The following is a 16045-nucleotide window of genomic DNA, read 5'->3' on the forward strand; positions in this document are numbered from 1 at the left end:
GCCGCCGCGGCGGCCGCGGCGGCGGCCACCTCGGCCTCGCCCGGTGCGTCGTCCGCGGGGCCGAACACCTCCTCGGTGACGGCCAGATCGGCCAGCGTGCCCTCGATCGCGTAGCCGGCAGCGGTGAGCTCGTCGACCTGCCGCTCGGTCACCGACTCACACCAGTCGCGGTACCGCTCCGGCACCAGGATGCGACGGCCGTGCTGCGGCGCGAGGATCTGCGCGGCGAAGCCGATCTTGACCACGTCACGGTAGAGATGGCGCCGATGGGCGAGCTCCGGCAGGTCGGCGTTGACCCGCCGCAGGAACTCGGCCTGCGGATAACCCAGGGAGAAGTTCACCGGATGCTCCTCCGGTTCGAGCAGGTCGGCATCGATGCCGAGCACCCGCGCGAACCGCTCCGGCAACAACGCCGCCGACTCCCCTCGCGGCGGCACCGTGACCAGATGGATCCGGTCGGGCGCGAGCGCCTTCGCCCAGCGTGCCGCGACCGCGGGCGGCTCGAGGTGGATCCAGGGGTTGCGCGCACGCCGGTGCTGCTCGCACTCCCGCAACCTCTCGAGGTACGCCGGCAGGTCGACCACCCCACCGGCCTTGAGCTCCTGTTGCCAGGAGGAGGGCAGCTGCCGGGCCAGGTCCCGGACGGTGAGCACGACGTGCACCTCCCGGTCGGGCACCAGCGCCAACAGCCGCTCGACCTGGGCCGGACTCATCGCGGCCATCGACTCCTGGCTGTAGACGGCCCGCGAGCCGGACGCCTCGGCGAGCTGGGCGACGAACCGGTCGAGGGTGTTCTGGTCCGACCGCGGGTCACGATGGTCCTGGTACCGGTTGCGCAGCACCACCATCAACTCGAAGCACTGCTGCTTGGTCGGGGGCACCACGTCGAGTCCGTGCGCGGCCAGCCGCTCACGACTGCGCAGCAGCGCCGCCTGGAGGAAGGAGGTTCCGGTCTTCTGCAGACCCACGTGCAGGAACAGACGGCGAGGCTCACTCACGCTGGCGTAATCTATGAGAGAACCCTGTGAACCGGCACTCCCTCCGGTCTACACCGGCCGTGAGCGCCGCCGGACTCAGCCGACGGTGCGCCCGACGGCGGCGAAGAACGTGCGGAACAGGGCGTCGTAGGAGCTCTTGCTGGTGCTCAGCCACGCGCGCTTGACGCCGACGTTGACCGACGGCACCAGGGCCGAGGTGGCGGTGACCCGGAAGGCCGGGGTGGCGCCGCTCTTGGAGACCAACAGCCCGGTGCTGGGCAGGGTGTCGAAGGCGGTCGGACGCCGGACCGCCCAGCTCTTGTGTCCGACGTTGCTGCCGAGCAACCGGGCGAACCGACGGTCGACGTGGGTCGAGTGCCGGTCGCCGGTGATCAGCTGCACGTGCACCCCGCGGCGGTGCGCCGCACGGAGCGCCTTGATCACGTTCCGGGTGCGCAGGTGCTGGGTGGCGAGGTGGACGGTGGCCCGCCGCGGCGCACTGTTGATCGCCTTGACCACCGTCCGCATCACCACCCGGCGGGCGGCGACGGCGCCCCGCGGGTCGCTCATCACGGTGCCGGCGCCGAACCTGACCGCGCTGGCCGACGTACTCGACGGCATCGGGGCGAAGTCGACAGCGAGCGCATTGTGGTCGGAGTGCAGCGAGATCGCGCGCTGGTTGCCCATCGCGAACCGGGCCACACCGCGCACGAACAGGTAGTCGATCGTGTTCCCGTGATGGTTGCCGGTGGCCACGTTCTTGCCGATCACGTCGTAGGTCGGCACCATCCTGGCCTTGGTGAGCAGGCTCCGCGGGTAGAGCGAGGAGTGGTAGGCGACGTTGAAGTCGCCGCCGACGACCACCGGGCCACGATCGGCGAGCTGGCCCACCAGCTTCGCGATCCGCCTGACCGAGGGCTTGAGCAGGCCGTCGGTCACCGCGGACCGAGGCGCCGTGTGCGCGGCGACCACCGAGATCGTCCGGCCGGTGCTGCGCGAGCGCAGGGTGACCCAGTTGGCGTAGCGGATGCCCCACTGAACGGTCTGATGCTTGGTCTTGCCGTGCTTGTCGCTGACCATCCGGGTGCCCTTGTCGAGCAGTTTCCACTTCCGCGAGTCCCAGGCGACCGCCGTCTCGCCCTTGAACCGGCCCGGGGTCCGCCAGATCCGGTACCGGCCGGGCGCCAGGACGACGTTGTACCGATAGCCGACCTCGTTGTAGGTGACGATGTCGGGATGCTGCGCCAACACCGTCTTCACGTCGGCCTGGAAGTGTCCGACCGGCTGGTTGGACTTCATGTTGGCCTGGACGATGCGGATCTTGGGTGCGACGTACGTCGAGGACGCCGCCAGCTGCGGCGCGGAGGTCACCGACGTGGCATCGATGATCGCCAGTGGCGCGAGCACGGCGGTGGTGGTGGCCGCGGCGAGCGCGGCACGACGCAGCGTCGACCGCAGCCCAGTGCGACGTGGCCGACGGACCTCGGGGGCTGACATGGGTGCCTCTTTCGTGACGACAGTGGGAGCATGAGTCACATTGATCCCACTGATCACACCAGTAACACCAGCACCAGGTAAATAGGCAGCAGAGAATTACCTGGCTGTAATTCGATTTCGGCCTCGCGCCTCGTCGATATCCGATGAGGGTGATCAGCGTCCGGTCCGAGGCCGCACCGACCAGCCCGAACCAACGGCCCGCACCGACCAGCTCGCCGCGTGCCGGGGCTCGACGGGGCTCAGACCGCCTGCGCGAACCGGGCCGGGATCCGCTTGAACGGGCGTCGCTCCATCGCCGGCACCATCCGCGCGCCGGTGGCACGGGTGAGCCCGTTCGGGAAGGTCGTGGCGATCTCGGCGAGACGGTCCGGCGAGGGGGCGAACTCGTCGACCGCCGCCGGGTCGGGGCCGACCTCCTCGTTGAGCCGGTCGAGCAGGTCGAGCATCTCGTCGGAGGTGAACTGCCAACTGGTCAGCGACGCGCGTCCGTCCAACTCGACCATCGAGCGCCGGTGTGCGGCGATCTCGGCCAGATGGTCCCGGTCGGCGAACTTGAGGTGGAACATGAACAGCTCCGGGTCCACCGCGAAGCTCGCCCCGGCGAGCCCGTGCGAGGCCGCCGCCCAGGGGTTGGCGACGAACTTCAGCGCCGGCTTGCAGAACAGTGGGATGAACTTGACCAGGGAGCGCTGGGCCAGCACCGGCCGGGTGAAGTCCAGCGCCTCCTCGGTCGCGACGTGATGGACCACGTTCAGGCACATCACCCCGACGGCCTGACGGTCCAGCCGGGCGGCGGCGAAGCCGCGCAGGTCGTCGTACCGGGCCGGGTCCGGGACGATGAACTCGTCCGCGTCGGCGAAGATCACCGCATCGTGCTTGCGCAGCAGCCTGCGGCCGACCTCGTTGACGATCTTCATCCGGGCGGGCTCGAAGTCGCCGGTGATCGGCGCGATCCGCTCGACCCGGCAGCCGAGGGCGTCGGTGGAGCCGTCGTCGGAGTTGTCGTCGACGACCACGAGACTGTCGACGCCGAGCTGTGCTCCGTAGTAGTCGACCCACTTGTGGATCATTCGCCCCTCGTTGCGCACCATCGTGACGGCGGCGACCCGGGGCAGCCCCTTCGACATGCCTCTCCCCTCACGACCGGCCGGTCCTGCGTCCGGTCGAGGGCGAGCCTAGACGACTTGTGTCGCCCGGAGCATGTCCGGGAAGAAGCGCCGTCGTACCGCACACGGGGGCCGCCGCCGGCCGCACCCCGGTCCCGGGATCCGGCCGGTCGGCGACCGCTATACGGAACGGCCGACCGCGGCGAAGAACTTCACGAAGTAGGGGTCATAGGCCGAGACCGTCGTGGTGGTGACCAGCCGGGTGGTCAGCTGCTGGCTGGCGAGCACGAGCGGACGGTTCATCCGCTGGGTCACCGCGGCCGTGCCGGCCGACTCACTGGCCAGCAGCACCGCCGCCGGCAGCTTCTGCCGCAGGTAGCCGTGCGGCCGGTTGACCGCCCACCGGCGGGCGCTGACCCGCGTGCCAAGCACCTTGGCGAGCTTCCGCTCGGCGGCGTTCGGCTTGCGGTCCCCGGTGAGCACCTGCACCTTCACGCCGCGGGCGTCGGCGTTGAGGATCGCGCGCACCAGGGTCGATCCCTGGATGCTGCGGGTGGCCAGGTGGACCGCGGAGCCCTGGGGTGCGGAGTTGAGCGTGCGAATGATCCGGCTGACCACGGCGCGCGGGTTCGAGGCCGGGTTGTTGGTCAGCGTGCCGGCCACGATCCCGGTGTTGGTGGTGGTGCCGGCCAGGGCCAGGTCGACACCGAGCAGGTCGTGATCGGAGTGCAGCTCCTTGGTGTACTGATCCGCCACGGTGAACTGTGCGGCCGAGTGCAGGAAGACGTAGTCGATGGTGCCACCGCCGTCGTGGGTCGCCATGGAGCTGCCCAAGACGTCGAAGGTCGGCGTCATGTCGGCGCTGGCGAGGACGCCCTTGGCGTACCTGGCGCCGTGGTACTGCATGTTGAAGTCACCGCCGATGATGACCGGCCCCGAGGCGCCGAGCTTGGCCACCAGCGCGGCCGTCCGCTTGATCGAGGGCACCAGGAACCTCTTGACCGGGTACTCCTTCGGCGGCGTGTGCACCGAGACCACCGAGACCACCCGGCCGTCGGTCGACTGCAGGGTCGCCCAGTTGGCGTAGCGCATCCCGAGCTTGACCTTCTGCCGCTTGGTCTTGAGGCTGCTGTTGCTGATCATCTGGGTGCCGGTGGCGACGGCCGTCCACACCTTCGAGTTCCAGGCGACCGCCGTCTCGCCGGTGTACTGACCCGGGGTTCGGAACATGTCGTAGGAGCCCGGCGCCAGCACCGCGTCGTTGCGGTGCGCGACCTCGTTGTAGGTGATGATGTCCGGCTTCTGGGCGAGCACCGTCTTCACATCGGCCTGGAAGTGCGCGACCGACTGCGGCGAGCGCAGATTCGCCTGGACGACCCTGATCGTGCTGGTCGTGGAGGCCGCCAACGTCGTGTCGGCCCGCGTCGTGTCGGCCCGCGTCGCGGAGCCGCCGGGACCGTTCGCGGCCGAGACCAGGCCCAGCAGGAGGACGACGGCCAGCAGCACGATGACGCGCGGGCGCGCGAGGGCAGGCAGGGGGGAATTTCTCACGACCGGGGACCTTCGCAGAAAGGGAGTGGGAGCCGAACACCATGAATCCCAACAGTCACATCAGCAACTCGCAATAACTTCTGTCGAACTACAGAAATGTAATTCGACAGCGCCCGACTATCCCGACTATCCCGACTATCCCGGCTGCTCGGCGCCGGTGACCGGTGCCGATCGGGACGGCGCTCCGCGGGCAGGTCCGGCGACGCAGGTGGACCCAGGCTCAGCGGGACGCGGTCTCAGCGGGCGCCGGGCAGCCAGCGCCGTACCCGGCCGGCCATCGACCCCGCCCCCTCGCCGCGGGCCCCGTCGCCGCTCGCATCCGCTGCCCGGCCATCCGGCGTGGCCGGTGCGGTACGCAGCTGCCGGACATCGCCGAGCAGGTGGGCGACCAGCCAGGTCGCCACCTCCGCCACCTCCGCGTCGGTCACCGACTCCGGCGTACGACGGTCCGGCAGCTCGGCCGGGACCAGTAGCCGGTCCAGGTCGCCGACCACGTCGTACCCGTGCCGCCGGATGTGCGCGACCGCCTCCTCGCCGCGCTGTCGGCACTCGGTGACCCGGTCCGCCGGCGGCCAGAAGCGCTCGCCGCGCCGCGGCACCAGCCGCTCGTCGGCGAGGAACGTGCGCAGGTAGACACCCTTGTCGAAGGCGTGGGCGAAGGCGTGCGGCAGCGGTGGCTCGGTGCCGCCGGCGGCACCGGTCAGGGCGAGGTTGATCCGGCGCAGGGTCTCGGCCTCCACCACGCCCATCGACTCGTTGGGGAAGGACGCCGACAGGTCGTAGTCGGCGGTGGCGAGCCCCAGCAGACCACCGAAGCGGTGCCAGATCTCCTCCCGGGCGGCGGTGGTGTCGAGCGGCAGGATGTGGATCCGCTCGGCGGGCACCGCCTGTCCCCAGCGTTCCAGCACCAGCCGGAGGTCGAGGGCACGCCAGTTCCACACCCGCATCGGGCTGGTGGCGACCTCGCGGGAGTAGCTGCCGATCGGCTCGGTGGCGCGGTTCTTCAGGCTCTCCTGCCAGCTGGCGGTGAACAGTCCGAGCGGCTCACGGGCGGTGAGGACCAGATGGACCTCGGCGGGCGCCAACGCGGCCACCATGGACGCGGCCTGGGCAGCGCTCGCGGCGGCGAAGAACTCGTGGCTGATCAGCCCCCGCCGTGGCCACCGGGCGAGCTCCTCGCGCAACCGGGTCCAGGCGGTGGCGGCCCGTGCGGGCAGCCGGTCGAGGTGCCGGTCACCACGGATCTCGCGACTGGCCCACAGATGGTCGCGGCGTTCGCGACCGGGGAGCAGCAGCCCGTCGGCACGCAGCCGGTTGCGCGCGGTCCACACGATCGTCTGCAGATAGGTGGTCGCGGTCTTGGGCAGACCGAGGTGGAGGTAGACCTGGCTCGCCACCGCCGGCCCGCCTACAGGCTCGCGTTGAACTTCGCGATGGCCGCCGCGATGGCCTCCTCGTCGCGCGAGGCCATCGGGATGAGCAGCTCCTGGACGACGTCGGTCAGCTCGGCCATCCGCAGGTAGTGCCGCCGGAGCTCGGTGACGTCCTGCTCCAGGGCCTTGACCTTCGTCTCGAGCTCCACGATCCGCGGATCCGTGCGCCGGTCCAGGATCGACTTGACCCGCGACTTCACGTCCACTGTGCCACCACTCGTCCTATCGCCGCTTCGCTGCCACCGTGCCGGGTGACGGACCGCTCTGAGGTCTTGAGGATAGTCCCGCCGTACTGCTCCACCAGCCGCACCACCTCGTCGGTCCTGATCGGCCACGTCGAGGCGAGGAAGTCGCTGGGCGTCTTCCGGGTGAAGAAGTCGGCGTACAGCCGCCCTCCCCCGCGCAGCGACATCGCGGCGAACCGCATGAACCCCTCGCGCCCGAGCTGGTAGGTCGCATCCAGGCAGTGCACCGCCAGGATCGCCCGCGGCTGGGCACCCTGAGCGATCCGGGCGCCCTCGCCCAGCACCGAGCGGAGCTCGAGCAGATTGAGCCGCCGCACCTCCAGCGGGAGCTGGCGTCGCTCGACCGCCTCCTGGACCGCGGTGGACGCCTTCGGCAGATAGTCGTACGCCGTCACCTGGCGACCGCGTCGGGCAAGGAACCAGGCGTCCCGGCCGCGACCCGCGCCGACGTCGAGCACACGCGTCTCCGGCGTGGTCTCCTGGAGCACCAGCCGGGCCAGCTCGGACGGCCTCTTGCGCGGCAGCCGGCGCCGTTTCTTGCTGTAGGTGCGGTCCCAGTTGCGCATGTCGACGGTGATGCCGCGGAACCAGCCGTTGAGGCGCTGCTGGGTGCGCGGGTCCTTGTCGAACTTGAACGCCGGGTCGGGCACCCGCCAGCCCGGACCGTACATCGCCTCCAGCAGCTTCTCCGGCACCGCCGGGGTCGGGAACCGCCGCCCGGCGAGCGGGCTGGTGCCCAGCGGGTAGATCCACTCGTGGGCGAACTCGTGTCCGACCTCGCCCATCAGGTAGAGCAGGCCGTCGTCGAAGAATCCGCCGAAGACGTCGAGCCCGCGAACGAGGCCGTCCCCCTCGGCGACGTAGATCTTGAAGGCCGCCCCGCTGTAGCGCTGGGTCCGGTAGCCCCGAGCGGCGACCTGGCGCTGCAGCTGGAAGGACTCCCGGATCACCTCGACCGGCGTGGTCTGCGCCGAGACGTAGCCCAGGTCGGCGTCCGAGTCGTGCCCGAGCAGGTTCCCCTCGCGTACGGCGCCCAGCAGGGTGCCGTACGCCAGGAACGCCTCCACTCCCAGGTCGCCCAGCACGCCGAGGACCTCGTCGATGGCGTCCAGCAACGGCCTGGTCTCGTCCTCGCCCCGCTCGCCGAAGGTGGCGCCGAGCCGGCCGTCCTTGTCCAGGCTGAGGGGCTGCCCGGACCGGTTGACGATCGCCACCCGCGGGACATCGACCGCTCCCGGATCCACCTCCCCGAACGCGATCTCCCGCTCGAAGAGCACCTCGCCCGAAACCGTCTCGCGGATGGTGATCAGCGAGACGCCACGCAGGAACCTGCGCAGCGGCGCCGGCCAGGGCACCGTCCGGGCGCCGCCGGACCGCTCGGTGTCACGCCGTGACCAGAACGACCAGACCCGGCGTCCGTCGAAGAGGACGTCCACGACCCGGTCGTCGGCCAGGTCGAGAACGATCCTCTCCCCGTCCACCCGGCGAACGGGCGACGCGTCCGTCACCGACTAGTCCACCTAGTCCGCGTCGACGTTGGCGTACGGGTTGACCACCTTGCCGGTCGTCGGGCTGATCACCTTGGTGCCTGGTGCGATGTAGCCGTCGGAGTCGGCCGCCGGGCGACCACTCGGGGTGAGCAGGGTGCGCGCTGACAGGGTCATCGTCCGGGCCGCGGCACCGGCCGAGGAGATGGTCGAGGCCGTCGAGGCCCGCGGTGCGTGGGCGTACCAGTAGCTGAGGTGCTTCTCGTACTTCTTGACCAGCGACTTCTTGGTGAAGATGCCGATGTTCTCATCCGAGAGCGAGGCCAGGCCCGACAGGTTCGAGGAGCCCTGGGTCATCTTGTAGGCGTGCTTGTCGCTGCCGATCACGCCGCGCACGGTGAGCACCTTGAGGTGGAAGTAGTTGTCGAACTGGCCGTCACCGTTGAAGTCCTGGACCATGTGCTTGAGCGGCACCTTGCCGCGGCCGCTGGTGCTGGTGAGCACGGCGTGCGCCTTGTAGCTCAGCACGGTGTAGCCGACCTTGACGTTGCAGCCCTTGTTCCACAGCGCCTTGATCTGCCGGGCGTTCTTCAGTCCGCGCTTGCCGCGCATCACGTCCGGGAAGAGCCGGATCACGGTGCGGTGGTTGCCGGTGTTGGTGGCGCCCTTGCACTTGACCTGGGAGAGGATCCGGGTGACGTTGTTGCCGATGAAGTTCTTGCCCTTGTCCGGCGAGTAGGCCAGCGTGAACGGACCGGTGGTGAACTGCTGCCACTGGTTCTTGACGGCCTTGTCGTGCCAGGCCTGGTCGAAGATGCCGACGGCGAAGTTGTAGAGGTTCTTCCGGCCGATCCAGGTGTACAGGTCGTTCCACTGGTTGCGCGCGGCGGCGAGGGTGAGGTTCGCCGAGCCCTCCATCACCACCTGCTTGGACTTGCCGGAGTGGCCGAAGAGGTAGTACTTGGCGTGAGCGGCACCGCCCTTGCCACGGCAGGAGTTGTGGCAGACCTTGGCGGCGCTGTGGCCGACGGCCGACTTCGCCTTGTTGCCCTTGCGCAGGCCGGCCTTGAGCCGGCGGAACTGGGGGTTGGGCACCTTGTTGCTCCAGTTGCTGGCATCCATCAGCACGTGGATCGTGACGCCGCGCTTCTGCGCCTTGAGCAGGTGGTCGGTCGCGGCCTTGCTCATGATGTTCCACGACATGATCCGGATCCAGCTGCCCTTGCGGGCGTGGTCGATCGCGGCCTTGAGCTTGTTGTTGATCCGGTACTTGGCCGCGTTGCCGCCGGTGGCGCTGTTGAAGACGGCGCCACCGTGCAACCGGAAGGCCTTCTTGGACTTCTTCTTGGTGGACTTCTTCGCGGCCACGTTCGCGACCGTGGCCACCCCGGCGTCGGCGGTGACCGTGGTCGTCGCGGAGCCGGCGGCCAGCGGCGTCGCACCGGCCGAGTCGGCGAGGGTCAGCCCCACCAGGACTGCCAGGACGAGCGCACAGGGCGCCAAGAGACGGTGGGTCTTGCGCATCAGCTTGAACTCCAGCCCGGTCACCGCAGCAACCGTTCATCGCGGAAAAGGTCTCGGCCGGTCCCCCCGACCGGGTCACGTCAGCCGCGTGACGGGGCGACTGTACCCGACGTAAATGTACGGATCAGCCTCGACACGTCGCGACCGACTTCGTGTACACCGGACTGTTACGCAGGACCTTCTTGGTCTCGGTGATGGTGCCGCCCGCGACCGCGTAGAAGTGGTCGCCGTAGATGATGAGCGACTGGCCCGAGGAGCACGCGACCTTGTCCGCCGGCACCGCCACGCCGTCCGCGGCACAGCCCTGGTAGCGCTTGGGGAGGGTCGCGCCGTCCACCCAGACGTCCTCGCAGTCGGCCCAGTCGGCGGGGGCGGGCGAGGAGCTCGCCGAGTCCGAGGACCCCGACGATCCGGCCGACGAGGAGGACCCGGTGGCGCTCACCGACGCCGACGAGTCGTCCGCCTCCGACCCGGAGGATCCGCAGGCGGCGAGCGCGATCGGCAACACCGCCGCGATCACCGCCGCCGCGAGCCGGCTCCGGGATCCGCCGAACGGCCGGCGGGCGCCATCGGTGGGTCCGAGCTGGACGAGACTCGGGTCGTGACTCACCCGGTCCGTTCGCGTGGCCATCGAGCGTGGTGAGGTGTTCGGCATGCCTACGAGCATACGCAGTGGACCGACCGTGTGCCCGGAGCCGGCACGGCCGCGCGATGCCCTACCGTTGGCACGTGAGCACCTCCTCCGCCCGTGTCTATGCGGCTCGACTGGTCGGTCTTCCGATCTTCGACCCGCAGGGCGAACAGGTCGGCAAGGTCCGCGACCTGGTGGTGGCGATGCGCTCCGACACCAGCCAGCCGCGGGTGCTCGGCCTGGTCGCCGAGGTGTTCGGCCGCCGTCGCATCTTCGTGCCGATGACCCGGGTCACCAACATCGACGCCGGGCAGGTCTACACCACCGGCCTGCTCAACATGCGGCGCTTCCAGCAGCGCTCCACCGAGACCCTGGTGATCGGGCAGATGTTCGACCGGCAGGTACGGGTGACCTCGACCGGCGTGGTCGGCGTGGTCTACGACGTCGGCATGGAGCAGGCCCGGAACCGGGACTGGGTGCTCTCCCGGGTCGCGATCCAGGAGGCGGCCAAGGGACTCCGGCGCCGCGGTCAGACCCATGTGGTGGAGTGGAGCGACGTCACCGGTCTGGCGCAGCGCTCGCCCACCCAGGGCGCGACCCATCTGGTGCAGGCGATCGCCGAGATGCGACCGGCCGACGCGGCCACCATGCTGCACGAGCTGCCACCGGAGCGGCGCCGGCAGGTGATCGCCGCGCTCGACGACGAGCGGCTCGCGGAGGTGCTCGAGGAGCTGCCCGAGGACGACCAGGTCGAGATCGTCGCCGACCTCGACTCCGAGCGTGCCGCGGACGTGTTGGAGGAGATGTCGCCGGAGGACGCCGCCGACCTGATCGCGGACCTGCCGGCCGACACCGCCGCCACCCTGCTGGCGCTGATGGAGCCCGACGAGGCCGAGGACGTACGCCGGCTGATGTCGTACGCCGAGAACACCGCCGGCGCGATGATGACCGCCGAGCCCGTCATCCTCGGACCGGACGCGACCATCGCCGACGCGCTGGCGCACGTCCGCAACCCCGAGCTGACCCCGGCCCAGGCGGCCGTCGTCTACGTGTGCCGGCCACCGCTCGAGACGCCGACCGGGAAGTTCCTCGGCGTCGCCCACATCCAACGGCTGCTGCGCGAGCCGCCCTCAGGGCTGGTGGCCGGCGCGCTGGACGACTCGATGGAGTCGCTGCGCCCCGAGGACACCATCGGCCAGGTGGCCACCCACCTGGCCACCTACAACCTGGTCGCCGCGCCGGTGGTCGACGAGCTGGGGCATCTGGTGGGCGCTGTCACCGTGGACGACCTGCTCGACCACCTGCTGCCGGAGAACTGGCGCGAGGAGACCATCCGGACCCGGCCGCAGCGCGCCCAGACCGGACCGCAGCAGATCGTCACCCGCACCACGCCGAGGATCTCCCATGGCTGAGCCGCGCGCCGCCCGGACCCGGCTGGACACCCCTCGCGAGACCAGGCGCCCACTGGTCCGCCGGCCGGTGCTGAGCCCTGACACGTTCGGCGTCTTCGCGGAGAAGTTCGCCCGTTACATGGGCACGGCCCGGTTCCTGCTGTGGATGACCGGCTTCGTGGTGGTCTGGATCGGCTGGAACGCGCTCGCCCCCCGGCACCTGCGCTTCGACGACTACCCGTTCATCTTCCTGACCCTGATGCTCAGCCTGCAGGCCTCCTACGCCGCTCCGCTGATCCTGTTGGCGCAGAACCGACAGGAGGACCGCGACCGGGTGATCGCCGACCAGGACCGCCGGGTCAACGCGCAGTCGCAGGCCGACATGGAGTTCCTGGCCCGGGAGACGGCCTCGCTGCGGATGGCACTGGGCGAGGTCGCCACCCGGGACTACCTCCGCTCCGAGCTGCGTGCGCTGCTCGAGGAGATGGAGGAGCGCGGCGTCATACCCGGGGAGCCGACCGGGGGCTGACCTCGGCGCCGCGGTGACGCCGGAGGCACGTAGGGTTGTTCCTTGTGAGCAACACCCTTCTGGACCGCGTCAACGCCGCCCTGGCCACCGTCAACGACCCCGAGATCAAGCGACCCATCACCGAGCTCGGGATGGTGGAGTCGGTCTCGGTCGACGACACCGGGCTGGTGCGCGCCAAGGTGTTGCTGACCGTCGCCGGCTGTCCGCTGAAGGACACGATCAACACCGACGCCACCGCCGCGCTGGAGAAGGTGGACGGGGTCACCGGGGTCGAGCTGGAGCTGGGCGTGATGAGCGCCGAGCAGCGCCAGCAGATGCGTGACCAGCTCGCCGGCGGGCAGGCGCAGCGGGAGATCCCGTTCGCCCAGCCCGGATCGCTGACCAAGGTGTTCGCCATCGCGTCCGGCAAGGGCGGGGTGGGCAAGTCGTCGGTCACCGTCAACCTGGCGCTCGCCCTGGCCGCCCAGGGCCTCAAGGTCGGCGTGGTGGACGCCGACATCTACGGCCACTCCGTCCCGGCGATGCTCGGCGTGGCCGACGCCCGGCCGACCCAGGTGGAGGACCTGATCATGCCGGTGCCGACCGCCTCCGGCGTCTCGGTGATCTCCATCGGGATGCTGAAACCGCGCCGCGACCAGGTGGTCGCCTGGCGCGGTCCGATGCTCGACCGGGCCCTGGTGCAGATGCTCTCCGACGTCTATTGGGGCGACCTGGACGCGCTGCTGCTCGACCTGCCGCCCGGCACCGGCGACATCGCCATCTCGCTCGGCCAGCACCTGCCGAACGCGGAGATCCTGGTGGTCACCACCCCGCAGGAGGCGGCGGCCGAGGTCGCCGAACGTGCGGGGACGATGGCCGAGATGATGCATCAGCGAGTCGTCGGCGTGGTGGAGAACATGTCCTGGCTGCCGTGCCCGCACTGCGCGGAGCAGGGCGTGGAACATCGGCTGGAGATCTTCGGCACCGGCGGCGGGCAACGTGTCGCCGACACCCTCTCCCACCGATTCGGGACCCAGGTGCCGCTGCTCGGCCAGATTCCGCTCGAGCCGGCGCTGCGCGAGGGCGGCGACGCCGGCACCCCGATCGTGACCGCCGACCCGGACTCGCGAGCCGCCGGCGTGCTGGTGGAGATCGCCCGCAGCCTGTCCGGACGTGGCCGCGGACTGGCCGGGATGCAGCTCGGGCTGACTCCGGCGTCTCGGCTCTAGGGAACATGCAGTAGGTTCGGCGCGTGTTTGGGATCGGGTTCGCCGAGTTGGCGGTGATCGCGTTCGTCGCCGTACTGGTGCTCGGGCCGGACAAGCTCCCCGACCTCGCCCGGCAGGCCGCCCGGCTGGTGCGCCAGGTGCGGGCCATGGCGAACAACGCCCGCGACGAGCTGCGCGACGAGCTCGGCCCGGAGTTCGCCGACCTCGAGCTGAGCGACCTCGACCCGCGCAAGATCATCACCAAGCAGATCCAGGAGGCGCTCGACGACCTCGACGCCGAGGAGGCGACGGCCAAGGCGCCCAAGCCCCTGATGGCCGGCGAGCGGCCGCCGTACGACGACGAGGCCACCTGAGTCAGCCGTCGGCTCCTGTCTCAGCTGCGACTCTGCACGGCGGCGAGCGTCTCGAAGGTCAGCAGCACGACGTGTGCCGGTTCGCCGGTGACCACTTCGACGAAGTCGGCGCCGACCCGCCGCAGGGTGCCATCGTGACGCACGCCGTCGCGGCGGTGCAGCACGCACCGCTCCCCGGCCTCGGCCAGCCGGCGCAGCGCTGAGCCCAGCCCGAGCCGGGCGTACGCCGGCCAGGCGATCTGCGGCACCGCACGCTCCGAGGCGCCCCCGACCGCGCCGACCGCCTGCAGCTCCACCACCCAGTCGGCGCTCGCACCGGTGAGCAGCGCCCAGCCCCGGCCGACCCGTTGCAGGCGGCCGGCGACGTCGCCCACCCCGAGCACCCCGAGGACGATCTCGGTGTCCAGACTCGCCATCAGCCGGCCGGCGAGGGTCACCTCGGCGTACTCCGCCCGGCTCCGGTCGGCCAACTCCGCCTCGCGATCGAGCGCGTAGGCGGCCGCAGCCTGGGCCTCGAGCTCGTCGAAGAGCCCGAACAGCTCCTCCTCCCATGCCATGGCTGCACCCTGTCACGGCGCGCGATCGTTATCCACAGATCACCGCCAACCCATTGACTACGAGTGTAAGCAGAGCTTTTCATAAGCAAACAAGCGTAAACGTAATGATTGATCGCCTCGGGGGTGGCGCGTGGGTCGAGCGGCACGGTGTCTCGCGGTCTGGTCGGCCGCCGGCGCGCTCGTCTGCGCGCTGTGGCTGCTGCTGGATCCGGTCCTGCCCGGCGTGCGGTCCGCGGACCACTCGGGGGTGGCCACCGGCTTCGACGCCCTGCTGGTGGCTGCGGCGAGCTGGGTGCTGTTGGGGTGCGCGCTGTGGCTGTGGGTGGTCACCACCGTGGTGATCGCGGTGGAGCTGCACCGCCCGGAGTCACCGCAGCGGCCGCGGAGCCTGCCTGGTGTGCCGGCGGCCGTACGTCGAGTCGTGCTGCTGCTGTGCGGCCTGGCGATCACCTCCGCCGTCGCCGCCCCGGGGTTCGCCGCCCCGGCCGAGACCGCCGGCGATCACGGGACGCACGGTGATCCGCACGCGCGACTGGCCGGACTGCCCTTCCCCGACCGCGCCACCGAGCCGGACCGGGGCGACGAGCCGGACCGGGGCGATCGTGATCCTCGGCGCCCGACCCCGGTCGTCGTACGGGCGGGCGACTCGTTGTGGTCCATCGCCGCCGCGCGGCTGCCACCGGACGCGACCGCCGCCCAGATCGACCGCGCCTGGCGCGACCTGTATCGCCGCAACCGGGCCGTCATCGGAGACGACCCGGACGTGGTGCGCCCCGGTCAGATCCTGCACCCGCCGCCGGAGCGCTAGGCGACCCGGACAGCACCGACCGACCACCCGCGTACACCGAGCTCGAAGGAGTCACGATGCCGCCGCAACACCTCTCTCCCGTCCCGCCTCGCGCCCCGTCCCCCGTGCCGTCTCCCGTCCCGTCGGCCGGGCCATCGGCCGGCGTACCGACGGTGATCGAGCTCCCCCGGCCGCGGGTGCCGCTCGCCGCGGTGCAGGGCACGCTGGCGCTGGAGCTCCAGCCGCGCACCGAGCCACCGGTGCTGCTGCCACAGCCCGCGCCGAGCGGGCCACCGCCCGAGGACCGGCTGACGTCCTGGGCCGGTCGGTTCGCACAGGCGGCGGTGGAGATCGTCGGCGGCGACCGGCCGGTGGCCCAGCTGGTCCGCTGGACCGATCAGCGGGTCTACCAGGACCTGAGCCGGCGGGCGCAGCTGGTCGCCCGGGCCGGGCGACACCATGCCGGGCAGAGCCGGGTGCAGCCGGTGCGCCCCAAGGTCGTCGGCGTGCATGTCACCGCGGTGGTCGAGGGAGTGGTCGAGGCCTGCTTCCGGGTCCGCTACGGCGCCCGCTCCCGGGCGATCGCCGGCCGGTTCGAGTGGCGGACCGAGCGGTGGCTGTGCACCGCGCTCGAGTTCTCCTGAGCCGGGTGCCTGCCGGACCCGCCGAGTCGGCGCACGATGGCGGCGCAGCAGCGCGCTACTCGCGCACCCGCCCGAGCGCCTGCCGCACCGCGGCCTCGACCGCCCCCATCGGGGAGCCCGCCGGC

16 protein-coding genes are annotated in these 16045 nt (G+C 70.8%); 6 read left to right on the top strand and 10 right to left on the bottom strand.

What is annotated here, in order from left to right; genetic code table 11:
- From QM638_RS07370 to QM638_RS07410, 9 genes are all read right to left on the bottom strand, one after another.
- Window positions 1-998 (bottom strand): hypothetical protein (locus tag QM638_RS07370; protein WP_415141305.1); only part of this gene is annotated, 998 nt, incomplete at its 3' end.
- 75 nt (window positions 999-1073) lie between these two features.
- Window positions 1074-2474, bottom strand: coding sequence for a phospholipase D-like domain-containing protein (locus QM638_RS07375; protein WP_415141306.1), 1401 nt, complete (start codon window positions 2472-2474; stop codon window positions 1074-1076).
- A gap of 239 nt (window positions 2475-2713) precedes the next feature.
- Complete coding sequence (locus QM638_RS07380; RefSeq protein WP_415141307.1) at window positions 2714-3601, bottom strand: glycosyltransferase family 2 protein; 888 nt, start codon at window positions 3599-3601, stop codon at window positions 2714-2716.
- Between the two features lie 159 nt (window positions 3602-3760).
- Window positions 3761-5131 (bottom strand): endonuclease/exonuclease/phosphatase family protein, encoded by a 1371-nt coding sequence (locus tag QM638_RS07385; RefSeq protein ID WP_415141308.1) that lies wholly within the window; start codon window positions 5129-5131, stop codon window positions 3761-3763.
- A gap of 236 nt (window positions 5132-5367) precedes the next feature.
- Entirely contained in the window at window positions 5368-6528 is a 1161-nt protein-coding gene (locus tag QM638_RS07390) for a hypothetical protein (RefSeq protein WP_415141309.1), read from the bottom strand.
- Between the two features lie 11 nt (window positions 6529-6539).
- Window positions 6540-6764, bottom strand: coding sequence for a DUF6752 domain-containing protein (locus tag QM638_RS07395; protein ID WP_415141310.1), 225 nt, complete (start codon window positions 6762-6764; stop codon window positions 6540-6542).
- Window positions 6761-8317 (bottom strand): class I SAM-dependent methyltransferase, encoded by a 1557-nt coding sequence (locus tag QM638_RS07400; RefSeq protein WP_415141311.1) that lies wholly within the window; start codon window positions 8315-8317, stop codon window positions 6761-6763. The genes QM638_RS07395 and QM638_RS07400 overlap by 4 nt, the downstream gene beginning before the upstream one ends.
- Window positions 8318-8329: 12 nt before the next feature.
- Complete coding sequence (locus QM638_RS07405; protein ID WP_415141312.1) at window positions 8330-9844, bottom strand: phospholipase D-like domain-containing protein; 1515 nt, start codon at window positions 9842-9844, stop codon at window positions 8330-8332.
- Window positions 9845-9944: 100 nt separating this feature from the next.
- Entirely contained in the window at window positions 9945-10475 is a 531-nt protein-coding gene (locus QM638_RS07410; RefSeq protein WP_415141313.1) for a hypothetical protein, read from the bottom strand.
- 74 nt (window positions 10476-10549) lie between these two features.
- Between QM638_RS07410 and QM638_RS07415 the strand changes: the two genes are divergently transcribed.
- From QM638_RS07415 to QM638_RS07430, 4 genes are read left to right on the top strand one after another with little or no spacing between them, the layout of a single operon-like run.
- Entirely contained in the window at window positions 10550-11863 is a 1314-nt protein-coding gene (locus tag QM638_RS07415) for a magnesium transporter MgtE N-terminal domain-containing protein (protein ID WP_415141314.1), read from the top strand.
- A complete protein-coding gene (locus tag QM638_RS07420) occupies window positions 11856-12371 on the top strand; it encodes a DUF1003 domain-containing protein (protein ID WP_415141315.1) in 516 nt (171 codons plus the stop codon). The genes QM638_RS07415 and QM638_RS07420 overlap by 8 nt, the downstream gene beginning before the upstream one ends.
- 44 nt (window positions 12372-12415) lie before the next feature.
- Window positions 12416-13579 (top strand): Mrp/NBP35 family ATP-binding protein, encoded by a 1164-nt coding sequence (locus QM638_RS07425; RefSeq protein ID WP_415141316.1) that lies wholly within the window; start codon window positions 12416-12418, stop codon window positions 13577-13579.
- Window positions 13580-13602: 23 nt separating this feature from the next.
- The gene (locus tag QM638_RS07430) at window positions 13603-13932 is read left to right on the top strand and encodes a sec-independent translocase (RefSeq protein ID WP_415141317.1); all 330 of its coding nucleotides are present in this window, start codon (window positions 13603-13605) and stop codon (window positions 13930-13932) included.
- A 20-nt stretch (window positions 13933-13952) separates the two neighbouring features.
- On the opposite strand, the gene QM638_RS07435 is transcribed toward QM638_RS07430, so the two are convergent.
- Window positions 13953-14489, bottom strand: coding sequence for a hypothetical protein (locus QM638_RS07435; protein ID WP_415141318.1), 537 nt, complete (start codon window positions 14487-14489; stop codon window positions 13953-13955).
- A gap of 130 nt (window positions 14490-14619) precedes the next feature.
- Between QM638_RS07435 and QM638_RS07440 the strand changes: the two genes are divergently transcribed.
- Together QM638_RS07440 and QM638_RS07445 are read left to right on the top strand one after the other, a co-directional pair.
- The gene (locus tag QM638_RS07440; protein WP_415141319.1) at window positions 14620-15297 is read left to right on the top strand and encodes a LysM peptidoglycan-binding domain-containing protein; all 678 of its coding nucleotides are present in this window, start codon (window positions 14620-14622) and stop codon (window positions 15295-15297) included.
- A gap of 152 nt (window positions 15298-15449) precedes the next feature.
- Window positions 15450-15920 (top strand): Rv3235 family protein, encoded by a 471-nt coding sequence (locus QM638_RS07445; protein ID WP_415141320.1) that lies wholly within the window; start codon window positions 15450-15452, stop codon window positions 15918-15920.
- Window positions 15921-16045 lie beyond the last annotated feature (125 nt).

The sequence above is a fragment of the Nocardioides sp. genome (assembly GCF_047606145.1).
Lineage (GTDB): Bacteria > Actinomycetota > Actinomycetes > Propionibacteriales > Nocardioidaceae > Nocardioides.